The following is a 17,066-nucleotide window of genomic DNA, read 5'->3' on the forward strand; positions in this document are numbered from 1 at the left end:
CCGCCCCGTCGGCACCGGGAGGCCGGTGACATGCCCGTACAGGACCGGTCGGAGGCGCCCGAATCCCCGGGGGTGCCGGAGGCCGCCGGCGCCCCGGACGCCCCCGCGGACCCGTCGCGCGGCTCCCGCCCGCCCGGCGCCGCCCCCTGGGTGCGGACCCGGCTGCGGGCCGCGCCCGGCGGCGCGGTCGCGCTGGCGCTGCTCGTGCTCGTCACCGCGTTCCTCGCCGCCGCGTTCCCGCGCGGCGTCGACACGTACGAGGACCGCGAGGCCCGAAGGCTGATCGAGGGCGCCACGGCCGCCGAGCGGAACGTGGCGCTGACCGCGCAGCCGGACCCCGAGGTGAGGTTCGAGGACCGGGCGGAGTCGATGGGCGGGCGGGTCGTCGAGCGGTTCGTGCGGCCGGTGCTGGGGGAGTTCCGCGAACCGCTGCGGGCGGAGCGCGGACAGGTCTCGTACGGGGTACGGACCAAGCCCGTGCTCGTCACCGACGACCCGTGGCTGCCGAAGACCGACGGGCAGCGGCCCGAGGTGCAGCTCGACGCGCGCGCCGGGGTCGGGGAGCGCGCCCGGGTGGTCGAGGGCCGGCTGCCGGAGCCGACGGCGTACGAGGCCGAGGGCGGCGGTGACGTCGCCCTCGAAGCCGCCGTCACCGCCGCCACCGCGGACAGGCTGCACCTGCGCGTCGGCTCCCGCGTCCACATCCCGCGGTCCGAGGGCACGGTCGCCGTCGAGGTCACCGGCATCCTGGAGCCGAAGGCACCGGGCAGCGACTACTGGTCCGTCGACCCGCTCCTGCGCACCCCCGAGCTGCGCCAGCGGCCGGAGTCGCTCGAACCGCAGCGCTACTGGGCCGCCGCCTTCCTCCTCCACCCCGACAGCGGCCCCGCGCTCTTCGCCGGCACGCAGTCGTTCGGCCCGTCCTTCGAGGACGCGGGCGCCTCCCCGTACTGGAACGTGCCCGTGGCCGGCGGCGGGCTCCGCGGCCGGAACGTGGCCGCCGTGCTCGACGCCCTGTCCGCCCTCCAGGAGGGCCCCGGCTTCGAGCGGCTCGCCCAGCGCACCGGCGGCACGCTCGACGTCTCCACCGGCGCCACCGGGCTGCTCGCCGGCTACACGGGGGTGCGCGAGGCCGTCACGCCCGTCGTGGCCGTCGCCGCCTTCGGCGTCGGCGCGGTCGCGGCGGTGGTGCTGGGCATGAGCGGCGGCCTCGCCGCCTCCCGGCGCCGCGCCGAGCTGGCGCTGCTCCGCTCCCGCGGCGGTTCGCTGCGGTCCATCGCCACCCGCCTCCTCGCCGAGAACGCCGCCGCCGTGCTGCCCGCCGCCGCGGCCGGCTACGGCCTCGCCGTCCTGCTGCTGCCCGGCGCCCGGCACGCGCCCGCGCTGCTCGCGGCGGGCGCGACGGCGGTGCTGGCGCTGTGCGCGCTGCCGCTGCTCGCGGTGGCCGCCGTCCGCCGGCCCCGGCCCCCGGTCCGTACCGACCTGGTCAGGGCGCGGCCCTCGCGGCAGCGGCTGGTGGCGGAGGTGACGGCGGTGGTGCTCGCGGTGGGCGCCATCGTGGTGCTGCGCCGCAGGGGCGACGCGGACGGCGGCGCCGACGCGCTGGTCAGCGCGGCGCCGGTGCTCGTCGGGTCGGTCGCGGCGACGGTCTTCGTACGCCTCTATCCGCTGCCGCTGCGGCTGGCCGCCCGGCCGGCGGCGTGGGCGCGCGGTGCGCTCGGCTTCCTGTCGCTGGCCCGCGCCGGGCGCGCCCCCGCGGCGTCGGCGCTGCCGCTGCTGGCGCTCCTCGTGGCGCTGACGACGGCCTCGTTCGGCGGCTCGGTGCTCGCGGGCGTCGCCGACGCGCGCGCGACGGCGTCGCTCCACAGCGTCGGCGGCGACGCCCGCCTCACCTCGGCCGCGCCGCTGCCCGACGGTCTCGCCGCACAGGCGGAGAAGGTGGGCGGCGTACGGCACCTGGCGGCCGTCAGCACCGAGAGCGGACTGCAGGTCATCGGGCTGAGCGGCGATCTCACGCTGCTGACCGTCGACGCGGCCGCGTACGCGCGCCTCAGCGCCGACCTGGGCCTCGGCCCCTTCGACGCCGGCCGGCTGCGGGACGGGAACGGCGGCAGGGCGCTGCCCGCGCTCGTCTCCCCCGGCGTCGCCGACCTCATCGGCGACGGCACGCTGGGGCTCCAGTCGTCCCGGGGCCGGATCACGGCGGAGGTCGCCGCGGTACGGACCACGACGCCGGCGCTGACGGGCGGCCAGTTCGCCGTGGTGGACGCCGAGAGCGTGGCGCGGCACCTGCCCGGCACGGAGTCGGTCACCGAGGCCCGCCCCGACACGCTGCTGCTCTCCGCCGCCGGCGGCCTGGACGGCGCGGCGCTGCGGGAGCTGGTCCGCGACTCCGCGCCCGCCGCCGGCCTGCTGCTGCGCGACGACGTGACGGACGACCTGGCCGCCTCGGAGCTCCAGCGCGGCGCGGAGCGGCTGTACGCCGCCGCCGTGGCCGCCGCCACCGGCTACGCGCTGCTCGCCGTCCTGCTGTCGCTCCTGCGCGCCGCCCCCGAGCGCGTCGCGCTGCTGGCGCGGCTGCGCACGATGGGCTTCAGCCGGCGGCACGGGCGGCGGCTGCTGGTGCTGGAGGCGCTGCCGCAGTTGGTGGCGGCCGGTCTGGTCGGGGCGCTGGCGGGGCTGGTCACCGTACGGCTGCTGGGGCCCGGCATCGACCTGAGCGCGCTCGCGCTCGGCGAGGAGAGCCCCGACCTGCTCGGCCCCGGCGGCGCGGAGCTGCGGGCGGACCCGCTGGCGCTGGCGCTGCCGTCCGTGGCGGTGCCGGCGCTGGCGCTGGCGGCGGTGCTGGTGCAGGCGTGGTGGGGCGGCAGACGGCGGGCCGTACAGGAACTGCGGGCCGGGGAGAGGGAGTGAGATGGCCCAGACGCAAGAGAGCACGGGCGGTATGAGGAGCGGGACGACGCTGGAGGACCTGGAGCGGCGGGCGGCGGAGCAGCGCGCCAGGCCGGCGTACGGGCACGACGCGCTGATCTCCTGCGACCAGCTCGTCCGCATCTTCCGCACCGACGGCGTGGAGGTGCAGGCGCTCCAGGGCCTCGACCTGCTGGTCGCCGAGGGCGAGTTGCTGGCCCTGGTCGGCGCCTCCGGCAGCGGCAAGTCGACCCTGCTCGGCATCCTCGCGGGCCTCGACGTCCCCACCGCCGGCACCGCCACCGTCGCGGGCTTCGACCTGCTGGCGATGGACGCGCGGGCGCGGCTGCGCTACCGCCGGGAGGTCGTGGGCTTCGTCTGGCAGCAGACCGCGCGCAACCTGCTGCCGTACCTGACGGCCGTGCAGAACGTCGTGCTCCCGATGCAGCTCAGCGAGGGCGGCGGGGGCCGCCACGCGCGCCGCCGCCGGGTGGCGTTCGCCGAGGACCTCCTCGGCCTCCTGGGCCTCGCCCACTGCCGCGACCGCCGCCCGCAGCAGATGTCGGGCGGCGAACAGCAGCGTGCGGCGATCGCGGTCGCGCTGGCCAACTCCCCGGCGGTGATCCTGGCGGACGAGCCGACGGGCGAGCTGGACTCGGCGACGGCGGAGCAGATCTTCGCCGCCTTCCGCACGGCGAACGAGGAACTGGGCACGACGATCGTCATCGTCACCCACGACCAGGCGGTGGCCACGCAGGTCCGCCGCACGGTGGCGATCCGTGACGGCCGGATGGCGTCGGAGGTCGTCCGCCGCACGGAGGTCGACGCGAGCGGTGCGGAGCGGGTGGTGGCCCGCGAGTACGCCGCGGTGGACCGCACAGGCCGCCTCCAGCTCCCCCAGCAGTACACGGAGGCGCTGGACATCCGCGACCGGGTGGTCCTGGACCTGGAGGAGGACCACATCAGGGTGAGCCCGGACCGGGAGGACGGGGAGTAACCCGGGGCGCAGAAGCGGGGAGGGCAGCGTGCTGGGCACGTAGGCGGGGAAGACCGCACCCGCGAAGACCGCACCCGCCTGGCGCCTGCGGCGCCGGCGGGCGGCGGCCCGCGGAAGCCGGGTCCTGCGGACCGGACGCGCGGCGGCCGAAGGCTCGCGGCGTACCGACGAGCCCGGCCCCCGCCCGGGTCCAACGCGCCGACGGGCGCGGGACGTCCGCGGGTTGCGTACCCCGCGAGAGCGCTGCCGGTCACCTCTGCCCCTCCCGGACGCGCCGGCCGCAGGCGGGGGCCGGGTCAGACCGGGGTGACGCCCAGGCGGCCCAGGCCGCCCGTGCGGCGGAGGGCCACCGAGCCGTACGGGGTGCGCAGGCGGAGCCAGTTGCCGGCGGCGAGCAACGCCGGCTCGGCCGGGTCCTCCGGGTGCGGCAGGAGGCCGAAGACGCGGGCGGCGTGCGCGGCGCGCAGCGGCAGCGGGGTCCCGCCCAGCGGGCGGCTCCAGATCTCGCCGCCTATGCGGTCCACCTCCGAGCGCGTCCGCTTCTCCTCGGGCAGCGCCTCCACCCGGGACTTGAACTCCGCGACGCCCGCCACCACCGCGACGCGCAACTCCTCCGGCCGCGGCAGCCCCGCCACCGGCTCCCAGCCGCTCCGCGGCGGCAGCAGCCCGGCCCACCCGGGCCCGCTCACCGGCTGCGGCAGGTCCACGGCCGACTCCCGCCCCGGGGCCGGGGATCCGGCACCAGGGGCCGCGGCCGCGCTCTCCGCAGACTCCGCCCCGGCGGCGCTCCCCGCCCCGGCGTTCGCCGCGTCGATCGCCTCCGCCAGCTCCCCCGCCGACACCGTCTCGTCCAGCTCCGCCGCCGCCGTGGTCAGCAGCGCCGTACGGACCACGATCACCTCCAGCGCCGGCGCGTGCCCGAAGACGGCCAGCGCCGCTCCCCCGGTCCCGCCCCCGGCGCCGGCGGCCACCCGCAGCCGTACCGCCGCGCCCCTGTCGTACCGCAACAGCCGCCCCAGGAACACCGCCAGGCTCTCCGCCTGCCGTCCCTCGGCGAACACCAGCCGCCGCGTCATGCCGCCGCTGCCTCCCCCGGCCTTCCGGGCTTCCCCGATCCCGCGGGCGGGGGCGGCCCCAGGTACTTCTCCAGGAACGCCCGCTCCTCCGCCGTGATCCGCCGCGGCCGGCCGGCCGCGAAGTCGAACGGGACGATCACCGTCGACGCCTGCGCGTACACCGCGCCACCGTCCTCGGGCGCGTCCTTCACCTCGTACGCCAGCGTCGCCGCCGCCGCGCGGATCTCCGTCACCCACACCTCGATCGTCACCGGCTCGTACCGGTGCACGAGCTGGCGCCGGTAGTCGATCTCGTGCCGGGCCACGACCGACCCGCCCGCGAAGGACGTACCGCCCCCGCCGGCGCCCTCGCCGGGCGCCAGCCGGAACATGAAGTCGATCCTGGCCTCCTCCAGATAGCGGAGGAACTCGACGTTGTTGACGTGGCCGTACGCGTCCATGTCCGCCCACCGCAGCGGGCAGCGGTAGACGTGCCGGGCCACGTCAGCCACGGGTGAGCTTCTTGTACGTCGCCCGGTGCGGGCGCGCCGCGTCCGGGCCGAGCCGCTCGATCTTGTTCTTCTCGTACGACTCGAAGTTGCCCTCGAACCAGAACCACTTGCTGTCGCCCTCGTACGCCAGGATGTGCGTCGCGATGCGGTCCAGGAACCAGCGGTCGTGGGTGATGACCACGGCGCAGCCCGGGAACTCCAGCAGCGCGTTCTCCAGCGAGGAGAGGGTTTCGACGTCGAGGTCGTTGGTCGGCTCGTCGAGCAGCAGCAGATTGCCGCCCTGCTTGAGGGTGAGCGCGAGGTTGAGCCGGTTGCGCTCGCCGCCGGAGAGGACGCCGGCCGGCTTCTGCTGGTCCGGGCCCTTGAAGCCGAAGGCAGACACGTACGCCCGCGAGGGCATCTCGACCTGGCCGACGTTGATGTAGTCGAGGCCGTCGGAGACGACCTCCCACAGCGTCTTCTTGGCGTCGATGTTGCCGCGGGTCTGGTCGACGTAGCTGACGTTCACGGTGTCGCCGACGCGGATGCTGCCGGAGTCCGGCTTCTCCTGGCCGAGGATCATCTTGAACAGGGTCGTCTTGCCCGCGCCGTTGGGGCCGATGACGCCGACGATGCCGTTGCGCGGGAGCGTGAAGGACAGGTCGTCGATGAGCAGCTTGTCGCCGAAGCCCTTGCTGAGCTTCTCGACCTCGACCACGACGTTGCCCAGCCGCGGACCCGGCGGGATCTGGATCTCCTCGAAGTCGAGCTTGCGCATCTTCTCGGCCTCGGCCGCCATCTCCTCGTACCGGGCGAGGCGCGCCTTGGACTTCGCCTGCCGGCCCTTGGCGTTGGAGCGGACCCACTCCAGCTCTTCCTTCAGCCGCTTCTGCCGCTTGGCGTCCTTCTGGCCCTCGACCTTCAGGCGCGCGGCCTTGGTCTCCAGGTACGTGGAGTAGTTGCCCTCGTAGGGGAAGGCGCGGCCGCGGTCGAGCTCCAGGATCCAGCCGGCGACGTTGTCGAGGAAGTACCGGTCGTGGGTGATGGCGACGACGGTGCCCGCGTACTGCGCGAGGTGCTGCTCCAGCCAGGCCACGGACTCGGCGTCGAGGTGGTTGGTGGGCTCGTCGAGGAGGAGGAGGTCGGGGGCCTCCAGCAGCAGCTTGCAGAGCGCGACGCGGCGGCGCTCGCCGCCGGAGAGGTTGGTGACGGGCCAGTCGCCGGGCGGGCAGCCGAGGGCGTCCATGGCCTGTTCGAGCTGGGCGTCGAGGTCCCAGGCGTTCTCGTGGTCCAGCTCCTCCTGGAGCTTGCCCATCTCCTCCATCAGCTCGTCGGTGTAGTCGGTCGCCATCTGCTCGGCGATCTCGTTGAACCGGTCGAGCTTGCCCTTGGTGTCGGCGACACCTTCCTGGACGTTTTCGAGGACGGTCTTCTCCTCGTTGAGCGGGGGCTCCTGGAGGAGGATGCCGACGCTGTAGCCGGGCGAGAGGAAGGCGTCGCCGTTCGACGGCTGCTCCAGGCCCGCCATGATCTTGAGCACGGTGGACTTCCCGGCGCCGTTGGGGCCCACGACACCGATCTTGGCGCCGGGCAGGAAGTTCAAGGTGACGTTGTCAAGGATGACCTTGTCGCCGTGCGCCTTGCGTGCCTTGCGCATGGTGTAGATGAACTCAGCCAAGAGAAACCGTCCGGCAGATCCGAGGTGGGCAGATGCACCCATCTTGCCGCACGGGCGCCCCCGCACGAAAACGCCCCCGGTCCCGGCCGTCGCCGGCGGCGGCCGGGACGGGCGCGGGGCGGGCACGGGGCGCCGCCGGGGCCGCCGGGCGGGCATGCGAAAGGGCCGGATCCCGGAGGATCCGGCCCCTGTGCCGTGCGGGGCGTCAGCCGTCAGCCGGCGTCCGCCGGCCGGCACCGTTCGGCGCTGCTAGGCGCTTCCCGGCGCCGGCCGGAGGGCCGTCGTCAGGCGGCGTCGGCGCCGCTGCCGCGCCTGCGGAGCAGGAAGACGGTCGCACCGCCGACCACGACCAGGCCGATCGCCACGCCCGCGATCACCGGGGTGGCACTGCTGCCACCGGTGTTCGCCAGGTCGCCGCCCTCGTCGTCACCGGCGTCGTCGCCGCCGGCGGAACCGCCCGCGGAGGCCGGGCTCGGCTCGCTGGGTGCCGGAGTGTCGTTGCCCGCGGTCTCGCAGTCGAGCACGCCGGTGAACTTCTCGCTGAAGCCGTCGTCACCGTTGATGGTGATCTCGTACGCCTGGTCCTCGGCGACCTCGACCAGCACGGTCTTGGACTCGCCCGGCGCCACGGTGTGGGACTCGCCCGCCAGCTCGAAGGAGAAGGGCTGGTCGCCCTTGTTCTCGGCGGTCACGTCCACGCCGCCCTTGGCGCAGTTCTTGTCGGCGGACAGGGCCGGGATCGGACCCTCGCTCGCCCAGTTCGCGGTGGCCTGCGCGGTGACGGTGGTGTCGCTGGAGCCGGCCAGGATCTGGGTCTGGCTCTTCGCGTGCTCACCGACGCCGGCGAAGGCGCGGCCGACGGGCACCTGGGTGGTGGCCTGGGCGGTCAGCGTCGCCGACCCGTCCGGGGTACCGGCGGGCACGTCGAGGAAGACCTCGGCACCGTCGGAGGCGCTGGTCAGCGCCTTGCCGTCGGCGTCGACGACCTTGACGCCCGCGGACTCGGCCTCGGGCGACAGCGAGAGGCTGGCCTCGGCGGCGTCGGTGTTCACCGTGACCGGACCGAGCTTCTCACCGGACTTGCCGGAGACCGCGGTCGGACCGAGGTTCAGCGAGGGCGCGGGCTCCTCGATGGCCTCGGCACCGGCCTCCAGGTAGTCGGCGAGCTTCTCCGCCTCCGGGTCCTTGGCCTCGACGTTCACCTTGTCGGAGAAGCGCCAGATGGCGATCTGGGTGCCGGCCGCGGCGGTGTTCTCCGTCAGCTCACCCGCACCGGCCGCCGCCGCGAGCGCGGAGAGGTCGTCCACCTGCGGGTAGGAGTTCTGCAGAATCCAGTTGATCTTCCCCGCGTCGGGGTTGTTCTGCAGCGAGGAGGCGCTCCAGGGCACCTCCTGGTACTTGGCCTCCGGCTGGGTCGGGTTGCCGAAGTCGATGCAGTAGGTCTGGATGGTGCCGCCCTCGTCGACGGCCATCTCGAAGAGACCGGCACCGATCTCCTTGCCGCCGTCGACGATCGCGGTGTCCTTGATCGTGAGCCCGCCCAGGGTGGCGGTGGCCCCGTTGGCGGGCGGCGCGTCCTGCGCCGCCGCGGGAGCGGCGCCGGCTATCGCACCGGCAGTGGCCAGGCCCGCGGCGAGCACAGCCGCGGTGAGCCGAGCAGACCGCCGATGCGACGGCCTCCGAACAGAAGTCATGGTCGAAAATCCCCTCCGGGCGGGTTGGTCAAGGCTCGGATTGCCCCCGCCGTAAGAACGCCTTCGCTCCGGGCTCGTCGAGCCGCTCGGAATCCTATGGACTCCCCTCGTCCCGCGAACCTCAAATACCCCAAGGGAACAGGTTTTTAGAACGCAATCGTTACATGGGGCAACGACTATTTCGGGCAGATCCCAGCGGACCGGCAGAAGTTCTCGCGCCTCAGTCGAACTGATCGTCTCGGAACCGTCACCGTCCGGCCCCCGCGAGGCCGGCCGACGGCCACGCAACTCCGGTGCCGGGCCCGGGAGTCGGCTCCGCCCCTGCATCGGGGACCGCCGTTGCCGGGCCCGGTACGGGCCCCTGGCCCGGAGGTTCGCGTCAGCCCAAGTCCGGTGTGAGCACCGGCTGTCGGGGCTCCCGGTCCGCCGCGTCCGGTGTCCCGGGCTCCAGCGCCGGGGTCAGGGCGTCCCGTACCGCGACGTCCAGGTCCGTCCTCGCCGGATCCGCGAAGGACGGCCTGAGCCGCGAGACCCGGCGGAACGCCGCCGTGCCCCAGCCGAGGTCGTGGCCCACCGCCGTCGCGTCGATCGTCGGGTCCGTGCAGCGCACGCCTTCCTTCTCGTACTCCCTGACCCGCAATCGGCCCCGCACCAGCAGCGGCTCACCGATGGCCACGGAAGCCGCCACATTGTCCGCCAACTGGCGCCACGCCCAGACCGTAAAGAAATTTGTATATGAATCGCTCCAGCTACCGGTCGCCTGGTCGAACCGCCGCACCGTCGCCGCCAGGCGGAAACGCACCGCGGGCACTCCTGACTGCGTCGTGCGGTAATCCGCGCTCGTGGCCGCATTCCCCACGACGGTCACCATCGTTTCGTTCATCTCCCACGCACCTCCCCCGTCCGGGCACTTCACCTGCCCGCTGACCCACATGCTGCCCGCTCCGCCCCGCCCCCGCGACCCCTGTGGATAACTCCGGACCCGGCCGCGTAGCAGCAGGTCAGGGCCGTGTGCCGCCGCCTGACGCGACGGTGTACTGCTCCCGCACCTCGCGGTAGCGCAGCAGCTCCGCCGCCATCGGCTCCAGCACCCGTGCCCGCCCGCTCGCGGCCGCCGACTCGCGCAGGCGGCGCTCCGCCTCCTCGCCGTACCGCCGCGCCGCGCCGCGCGCCGCGAACCGGCAGGCCAGCGCCAGCCCCGGGCCGGCGGCCGCGGTGACCGCCACGAGGGCCAGGGGCAGCGGCCACGGCACTCCGGCCACGCCGGACAGCGCCGCGACCAGCCACAGCACCGCCAGCGCCTGCGCGCCGAGCAGCCCGCGCTGCACCGCACCCACCACCGACCACCATCGCGGCCGCGGCACGGCCCCGGGCCCATCGGGCATCGGCGGCTCCGCGCCCGCCTCCGGGTCCGCCGCCTGCCGCGCCAGCCCGTCCGCGAGCCCCTCCGCGCCCCGCACACCCGCCTCGCGCACCGCCTTCGCCCACGGCGCCGGCAGCCCGGCGCCCGCCTCGTCCGCCACGGTCCGTACGGCCTGCTCGACCACCGCCCGCGCGGGGACCAGCCCCTGCTGCCCGTCCCGGGGTTCCGGCATCAGCGCGCCGACGTCCGCCGGCCGCCCGTCCGATCCGGGCGGGCTCTGGCGATCCCCCGCGTCGCCCGAGCGAGCCCGTCCCCTGGCCCCGCCCGGCGCCGTACCCGCCCGCCGGCGCCGCCACAGCTCCGCCGACCGCGCCCCGCACGCCTGTTCCGCCTCGCGGAGCCACAACTGCTCCGCCGCCTGCCCCGTCGCCGCCGCCCCGACCGCCTCCGCGAGCCGGTCCTCGAACTCCGCCCTGACCTGCTCGTCGAGACCGCCCCCGCCGCCTCCGCCGACGTACACCTCGCGCAGCCGCGCCGTCGCCTCGTCCACGTCCGCGGTCAGGCGGCGTTCCGCCGCCCGGCGCTCCGCGATGAACGACACCAGCTCCGCGCGCAGGTCGGCCACGCCCTCGCCGGTGAGCGCGGACAGCGACAGCACGCACGCGCCCGGCTCGCCGTGCTCGCCGAGCGCGAGGCCGTCCTCGTCGAGGAGGCGGCGCAGGTCGTCGAGCACCTGCCCGACGGCGTTCGCGGGCAGCCGGTCGACCTGGTTGAGGACGACGAACATCACCTCGGCGTAGCCGGCCAGCGGTTGCAGGTAGCGCTCGTGGAGCGCGGCGTCCGCGTACTTCTCCGGGTCGACCACCCAGATCACCGCGTCCACGCGGCGCAGCAGGTCTTCCACGCGGCGGCGGTGCTCGTCCACCGCCGAGTCGTGGTCGGGGAGGTCGACCAGGACGAGCCCGCGCAGCCCCAGGTCGTCGCGGAGCGGGCGGGCGGCGCGCGCCGGGAGCCCGAGGCGTTCGAGGAGCAGGGTCGGCGCGTGGTCGCCGGCGCCGCGCCAGGCGCACGCGGCGGGCACGGAGGTGGTGGGCCTGCGCACGCCGACTTCGGAGAGGGGGGCGCCGGCGAGCGCGTTGAAGAGGCTGGACTTGCCGCTGCCGGTGGCGCCCGCGATGGCGACGACGGCGTGGTCGAGGGAGAGCCGCTGCCGGTCGGCGGCCTCGTCGAGGACGCGCCCGGCCTCGGCGAGCGTGCGCCCGTCGAGTCGTGTACGGGAGAGGCCGACGAGTTCGCGCAGAGCGTCGAGGCGCCCGCGCAGGGGGCCTTCAGCACGTGGTACGAATCCTCCGGTCGCACCCGCGTCCGCCCCGTATCCCGCACGCGCCCCGCCGCGCCCCAGGACCGCGGCACGCGGCACGGCACCGTCACCGTCGTACGCACCGCCGCGCCCCGGGCCGTCCGCGGAGTCCCCGTCCTCCCGGCCCACCCCGAAGCCGTCGTCGCCCGGCCCCGTACCGGAGTCGGCGCCGGAACCCGGATCCGCATCGGCACCCGTACCGAAACCGGCGCCGGTGCCCGGCCGCCCACCGTCCTCCGCACCGGCACCCGCACCGCCGCCGCCCCCCGCCGCCGGCCCCGCCGCCGCACCGCCCGCCGGCTCCGGCACCCCCTCCGCCCTTACGTCCGACCCGCCGTCCGCACCCATCTCCGCGACACCGCCCTCTCGCCCACCGCCATCCGCCGGACCCCCGTGCTCCGCACCGAACCCGGCGCCGGAACCGCCCCCCGTATCCACGTCGGCCGCGGCCCGGTCCCCGGACCCCGCCGCACCCCCCGATTCAGCCACCCCGTCAGCCCGTACACCCCCGTCGCCCCGAACACGCCCGTCGCCCCGAACAGCCCCGACAGCCCCCACCGCCCCGACGACAGCCCTCACCGCTCCGTCCCCCGCGGCAGTCGCCACCGCCCCGCCGCGGGAACCGGCCGCGTCGCCCGCCTGCCCCTCGCCCCCCGGCGCGGACACCGGGACCGGCACCGGCACCGAGTCGCCCACCGCGCCGCCCTCCGCCCGTACCGCCTCCCGGCGCTCCCGCCGCACGCCCCAGCGCGCCGCGCGCCGCGCGATCAACCCGTCGTCCCACATGCCCCCGGCCGCGGCCGGGGGCACCGCGCCGACCCCACCCCGCGCATCCCCCGAGCCCCGCACATCCCCCGCCCCACCCGCGTCCCCACCCGCATCCCCACCGGAGTCATCCGCACCCGCGACCCCATACAACTCAGCCACCTCACCCGCCCCATCGACCCCACCGGCCCCCGCGACCGGCTCCGCAGCCTCCCCAATTGGAACCGGAACCTCCGCCGACTGGCCGCGCCCCGGCGTCTCCTCCGCATGCATCTCGCCCACCTCGCCGGACACCTCGCCCACCTCACCCGTCACCCCGCGCACCTCACCCGTCACGTCGCGCACTCTCCCGTCACTTCTCCCGCTGCAGCACCGACATGGCCGCGATCAACTGCGCCTGCTGCCCCGACTGCGCCTCCAGGGCGTCGATCACCGCCAGCCGGCGATCCCGCTCGCCGTCCAGCACCCGCTCGAAGTACATGCCGAGCAGCCCGCCGCCCCGGCTCCGCAGCCGCAGCCCGTCCTTCGCTCCCAGCAGCGCCGCCAGTTCGTCCGCCGCCCCCTGCCCGTTCGCACCGCCGAGCAGCGCCACCGCCAGCAGCGCCGCGACCTCCTCCGGGTCCGCGTCGCCGGGCCGCTCCGCCGCCCGCAGCGCCTCGTCGGCCAGCTCCTCCAGGCACCGCTGCCAGCGCCGCACGAGCACGCCCACCCGCTCCTGCGCGCCCTCGCCCGCCTCGCCGAACGGCACCGCCGCCGCGCCCGGCTCGCGGCGCAGCTCGGCGGTGAACCGCTCGTCGGCGGCGGCCACCGCGCAGTACAGGACGGCGGCGACGCTGCCGGTCAGGGCGTCGAGGAGGGCGCCGGAAGCACCGGTGAGGGCGCGGTTGCGGTAGTGCGCCAGGGCGTCGCCGGCGAACGCGGCCCCGCCGACGAGGTCGGCGTGCGCCTGCTCCGCGGCCTCCTCGTACGACCGCTCCACGCGGTGCGCCATCCGCGACGACGCCGCGTGCTGCGCGGCGCACGCACCGGCCAGCGACGTGACCCGCGAACGCAGCGACGCCAGCACGCCGTTCGCGGTCCGTACGGCCGCCTCCGCCCGGGCCGCGGGATCCTGGGCACGGTGCGCGAGCCACTCGCGCAGCTCCCGCACCGCCGTGGCGGGCAGCAGCCCGCTGCCGCCGCCGGCGGACTCGGGGAGTTCGGGGACGGTGAAGCGCGGCACGTCGCCGAGTCCGGCCTTGCGCAGCAGCGTCGCGTACTGCAGGGAGATCTCGCCGGCGACCTGGTGCGGCACCCGGTCGAGCACCGTGACCAGGCTGACGTCGTACTCCTTCGCCGTACGCAGCAGGTGCCAGGGCACCGCGTCCGCGTACCGCGAGGCGGTCGTCACCAGCACCCACACGTCCGCGGCGCACACCAGCTCGGCGGCCAGCTCACGCGCGTGCCCGGCGAGGGAGTCGATGTCGGGGGCGTCGAGGAGGGCGAGCCCGCTGGGGACGTTCTCGTCGACCTCGATCCGCAGCAGCGTCCCGTCGGGCCCGCCGCCGCCCTCGCCGAAGGTCGCCGCCCCGCGGGCAAGACCGCGCCGCGTCAGACCGTCCGGCGTCAGAACGTCGCGCGCCGGGCCGTGCCGCGGGGGGTACGGGTCACGCACGTCGTACGCACCGGAGGCACCCCTGTTCGCCCCGTACGCCTCACGCGGACTCCCCCCGTACGCCGCACGGGAACCACCACCCCCGAACGACTGACGCGCCCCGCCGCCGTCCCCCGCATCCCCACCGTCACCGTACGGCTCGTCGACCTCCTGGGCCTCGTATGCCCCGTACGACTCATAGGCTTCGACGCGCCCGTGCGCCCCGTCCTGCCGCGGCATCCACACCCGCGTCAGATGCGGCAGCACCCGCTGCCCGGCGAACCACGACTGGTCGTCGGGGTGGCAGACCAGGACCGGCATCCGCGTCGTGGGCCGCAACACGCCGGACTCGCTGACGCATCTGCCGACAAGCGAATTGACGAGCGTCGACTTTCCTGCCCCCGTCGATCCCCCGACCACCGCGAGCAGCGGCGCGTCCGGCCGGTGCAGCCTGGGCACCAGGTAGTCGTCGAGCTGGGCCAGCAGTTCCGCTCTGCTGCGCCGCGCTCCGTCCGCCCCCGGAAGGGGGAGCGGAAAGCGCGCGGCGGCGACGCACTCGCGGAGCGTGGAGAGTGCGTTCAGCAGGTCAGGCCGTACGTCCGAGGTCGCCACATGCGAAGAATGCCCGCTTCCTTCCGAATTTGAAAGCGTTTAGCCCCGCAGCGCGCCTTCTTCAACCCGGAAGCTCCCGCCACGCGGGCATAACGACTGCACAACACCACCGGCACCACCCGGAAAAAAGCGGTGCGCGAATCGCACTCGCCTGCGATTATCGGGACGCTTCACTGAACCTCCACAAGGTGGTGCCGGAGTGAAGCTACCGGGTGTGGCTCAACGGAGCCCTATCCTTGACCCCTGGCAAGGTCACGGATCCGCCGAGCCCGGCCACCGTTCCACGCCACACCGGCCCCCGTAGCTCAGCGGATAGAGCAGGCGCCTTCTAAGCGCTTGGTCGCAGGTTCGAGTCCTGCCGGGGGCGCAGGGCTGCCCTCCTCCCCCAGGGAGGGCCTTCCCCCACTTCAGAGACTTGCCCCCCACCCGCCGACCGACACCCGTCCGCCATGAGATGATCATGGTGTCCGTCCGGCTGGAGCAGGCTGAAACCGGGCTTCTACGGGTGGCCGTCCCCCGTGTGTCCCCCGGGATCCGTTCCTCGGCGCTGCCCACGGCAGCCACGGAGCAGACAATCAAGCGGCCGGAGGCCCTTACGGGCCCCCGGACCGTCTCATGCAGCCGCCGGCAGATACCGGAGCCCTTCGATCCGTTTCAGGTGGTCGTCCGGACTGGGCGGCGGGGCGGCGTACATCCGATACGAGACCGCGCGGTCCGGCTGCGGGTCGTTGATCGCCGTGACCGACTCCAGGATGAAGCCGTGCTCGACGAGGAGGTCTTCCCGCAGAGGGCGTCGAGAGCACCGGTCTCCTCGGTGGGGCTCATGGACTGCTGGACGGAACCTCGGCCACGCCGCTGACAATCAGGCGGGTGCGGTGCCGGCATCCGGACAATCCGCGGCGGCTCTCCGGCGCCGTTTCAGGGCCCTCGATCCGGCCGGATGACCGGGAAGGAGCCGGGGGAAGGGTTCTCGAACCGGTCAGTGGATCCCCGAAGTTGAGCGGTCGGCGAGATCGCCTGGTTCTCCAGGACTCGCACGTCGAGAATCCAGAATAACTGTCCCGCATGGACATATTTGCGTTTTAACTGTTGGTCGAAGGCAATTTCACTCATCTGCCTGCGGCACTAAATGCATTCTTCTACTACCCTGAGTCCCTCTCCGTTCTGACGAACCGTCATGCTGCGCCCCCGGTGAGGCTGTGGCGCCGGAGAGATTCGTGTTCACGTTTCTTGCGTGAAACACCCTCCGCTGTTACACAAAGGAGTGAGCGTCAAGATGTCCTTGAATGAGTCCAGAGCCCCGAGATGGCGCACAGTCATTTCGTGGCTGGCGGCGGTGGTGGCGATGGTAGTCACTGCGGTCGCCATCACGACGACGCAGACCTATGCAGTCGCGACACAGGTCCCGCTCGGCACCACGGAGAGCTTCGCTGTTCTCGCCGGTGAGTCGGTGACCAATACCGGCCCGACTGTGGTCACCGGTGATCTCGGCGTCAGCCCCGGGACAGCGATCAGCGGTTTTCCGCCGGGTCTGGTGAACGGGTCGATCCACTCCGCGGACGCGGTCGCTCTTCAAGCAAAGAGTGATCTGGTCACGGCCTACAACGACGCCGCCGGCCAGGCTCCGGATGCGAGTATCGCGGGCGACCTCGGCGGTCAAACCCTCGCTCCGGGTGTCTACAACGCCTCCTCCTCGATCGGGCTGACCGGCACACTGACCCTGGACGCCGGCGGCGACCCCGACGCCGTATGGGTCTTCCAGGTCGGATCCACCCTGACTACTGCATCGGCCAGCAGCGTCGAGCTCATCAACGGCGCATCGCCATGCAACGTCTTCTGGCAGATCGGGAGCTCGGCGACACTGGGGACCGACACCACCTTCGTGGGCAACATCCTGGCCCTCACCTCGATTACCGCGAACACCGGCGCGACCATCGAGGGTCGTGCGCTCGCGCGTAACGGCACGACGTCTCTGGACACCAACGTGATCACTCGTCCCGAGTGCAACGGCGGAACCAACGGTGCGACCACCAACGGTGCGACCACCAACGGCGCGACCACCACCACCGGGGGCACTACCGGCGGGGGTGGGCTGCTCGGCGGTCTTACCGGGGTGACCACCGGCGGGCTGCTGGGAGGTGCCATCGCCGGCAACTCCACTACCGCCGGCACCACAGGGGCCAACACCGCAGGTGGCACCACCAATGTCACCACGACGGGCGGCACCACAGGCGCCACCAACACAGGCGGCACCACAGGGGCCACCACGACCGGCGGCTCCACCGGAGCCACCACCACCGGCGGCAGCACAGGGGCGACCACGACCGGCGGCACCACCGGAGCCACGACGGGAGCCACCACCGGCGGGGGGCACGGCGACAAGTGCAAGCACCATGACAAGTGCAAGCACCACGACAAGTGCAAGCACCACGACAAGTGCAAGCACCACGACAAGTGCAAGCACCACGACAAGTGCAAGCACCACGACAAGTGCAAGCACCACGACAA

General features: G+C 74.2%; 10 protein-coding genes and 1 tRNA gene. 4 read left to right on the forward strand and 7 right to left on the reverse strand.

The features are described from left to right. Positions 1–30: 30 nt before the first annotated feature. Together FB457_RS13310 and FB457_RS13315 are read left to right on the forward strand one after the other, a co-directional pair. On the forward strand, positions 31–2,913 hold the full coding sequence (locus tag FB457_RS13310; RefSeq protein WP_145781953.1) for a hypothetical protein: 2,883 nt from the start codon (positions 31–33) through the stop codon (positions 2,911–2,913). Between the two features lie 31 nt (positions 2,914–2,944). Further along, positions 2,945–3,907: an ABC transporter ATP-binding protein gene (locus FB457_RS13315; RefSeq protein WP_047019915.1), complete on the forward strand. Its 963-nt coding sequence runs from the start codon at positions 2,945–2,947 to the stop codon at positions 3,905–3,907. A gap of 296 nt (positions 3,908–4,203) precedes the next feature. Here the strand turns inward: FB457_RS13315 and FB457_RS13320 are convergent, their stop codons facing one another. From FB457_RS13320 to FB457_RS13350, 7 genes are all read right to left on the reverse strand, one after another. Continuing rightward, positions 4,204–4,983, reverse strand: a complete 780-nt coding sequence (locus FB457_RS13320; protein ID WP_145781955.1) for a DUF8185 domain-containing protein — start codon at positions 4,981–4,983, stop codon at positions 4,204–4,206. Continuing rightward, positions 4,980–5,465, reverse strand: a complete 486-nt coding sequence (locus FB457_RS13325; protein WP_047019916.1) for an acyl-CoA thioesterase — start codon at positions 5,463–5,465, stop codon at positions 4,980–4,982. Before FB457_RS13325 ends, FB457_RS13320 begins: the two co-directional genes overlap by 4 nt. A gap of 1 nt (position 5,466) precedes the next feature. After that, positions 5,467–7,131 carry an energy-dependent translational throttle protein EttA gene (gene ettA, locus FB457_RS13330; protein ID WP_047015847.1) on the reverse strand — a complete coding sequence of 555 codons (1,665 nt, stop codon included), beginning with the start codon at positions 7,129–7,131 and terminating at the stop codon, positions 5,467–5,469. A gap of 284 nt (positions 7,132–7,415) precedes the next feature. After that, positions 7,416–8,825 (reverse strand): thioester domain-containing protein, encoded by a 1,410-nt coding sequence (locus tag FB457_RS13335; protein ID WP_164492526.1) that lies wholly within the window; start codon positions 8,823–8,825, stop codon positions 7,416–7,418. Between the two features lie 379 nt (positions 8,826–9,204). Beyond that, on the reverse strand, positions 9,205–9,708 hold the full coding sequence (gene ssb / locus FB457_RS13340; RefSeq protein WP_047019917.1) for a single-stranded DNA-binding protein: 504 nt from the start codon (positions 9,706–9,708) through the stop codon (positions 9,205–9,207). Positions 9,709–9,826: 118 nt separating this feature from the next. Further along, positions 9,827–11,896: a GTPase gene (locus FB457_RS13345; protein ID WP_107086101.1), complete on the reverse strand. Its 2,070-nt coding sequence runs from the start codon at positions 11,894–11,896 to the stop codon at positions 9,827–9,829. Positions 11,897–12,665: 769 nt separating this feature from the next. Further along, entirely contained in the window at positions 12,666–14,558 is a 1,893-nt protein-coding gene (locus FB457_RS13350) for a GTPase domain-containing protein (protein ID WP_047015849.1), read from the reverse strand. Positions 14,559–14,852: 294 nt separating this feature from the next. On the opposite strand from FB457_RS13350, the gene FB457_RS13355 reads away from it, so the two are divergent. Beyond that, positions 14,853–14,925 (forward strand) — tRNA-Arg (locus FB457_RS13355). A 909-nt stretch (positions 14,926–15,834) separates the two neighbouring features. Continuing rightward, positions 15,835–17,066, forward strand: a 1,232-nt coding sequence (locus FB457_RS13365) for an ice-binding family protein (protein ID WP_145781957.1), incomplete at its 3' end; no start/stop codon positions are given.

Source organism: Streptomyces sp. CNZ287 (genome assembly GCF_007827615.1).

Bases quoted from the DNA above. Each gene is read 5' to 3' on its own strand.
- FB457_RS13310 (WP_145781953.1), top strand. From the start codon at position 31: ATGCCCGTACAGGACCGGTCGGAGGCGCCCGAATCCCCGGGGGTGCCG.
- FB457_RS13315 (WP_047019915.1), top strand. From the start codon at position 2,945: ATGAGGAGCGGGACGACGCTGGAGGACCTGGAGCGGCGGGCGGCGGAG.
- FB457_RS13320 (WP_145781955.1), bottom strand. From the start codon at position 4,983: ATGACGCGGCGGCTGGTGTTCGCCGAGGGACGGCAGGCGGAGAGCCTG.
- FB457_RS13335 (WP_164492526.1), bottom strand. From the start codon at position 8,825: ATGACTTCTGTTCGGAGGCCGTCGCATCGGCGGTCTGCTCGGCTCACC.
- ssb (WP_047019917.1), bottom strand. From the start codon at position 9,708: ATGAACGAAACGATGGTGACCGTCGTGGGGAATGCGGCCACGAGCGCG.
- FB457_RS13345 (WP_107086101.1), bottom strand. From the start codon at position 11,896: ATGGGTGCGGACGGCGGGTCGGACGTAAGGGCGGAGGGGGTGCCGGAG.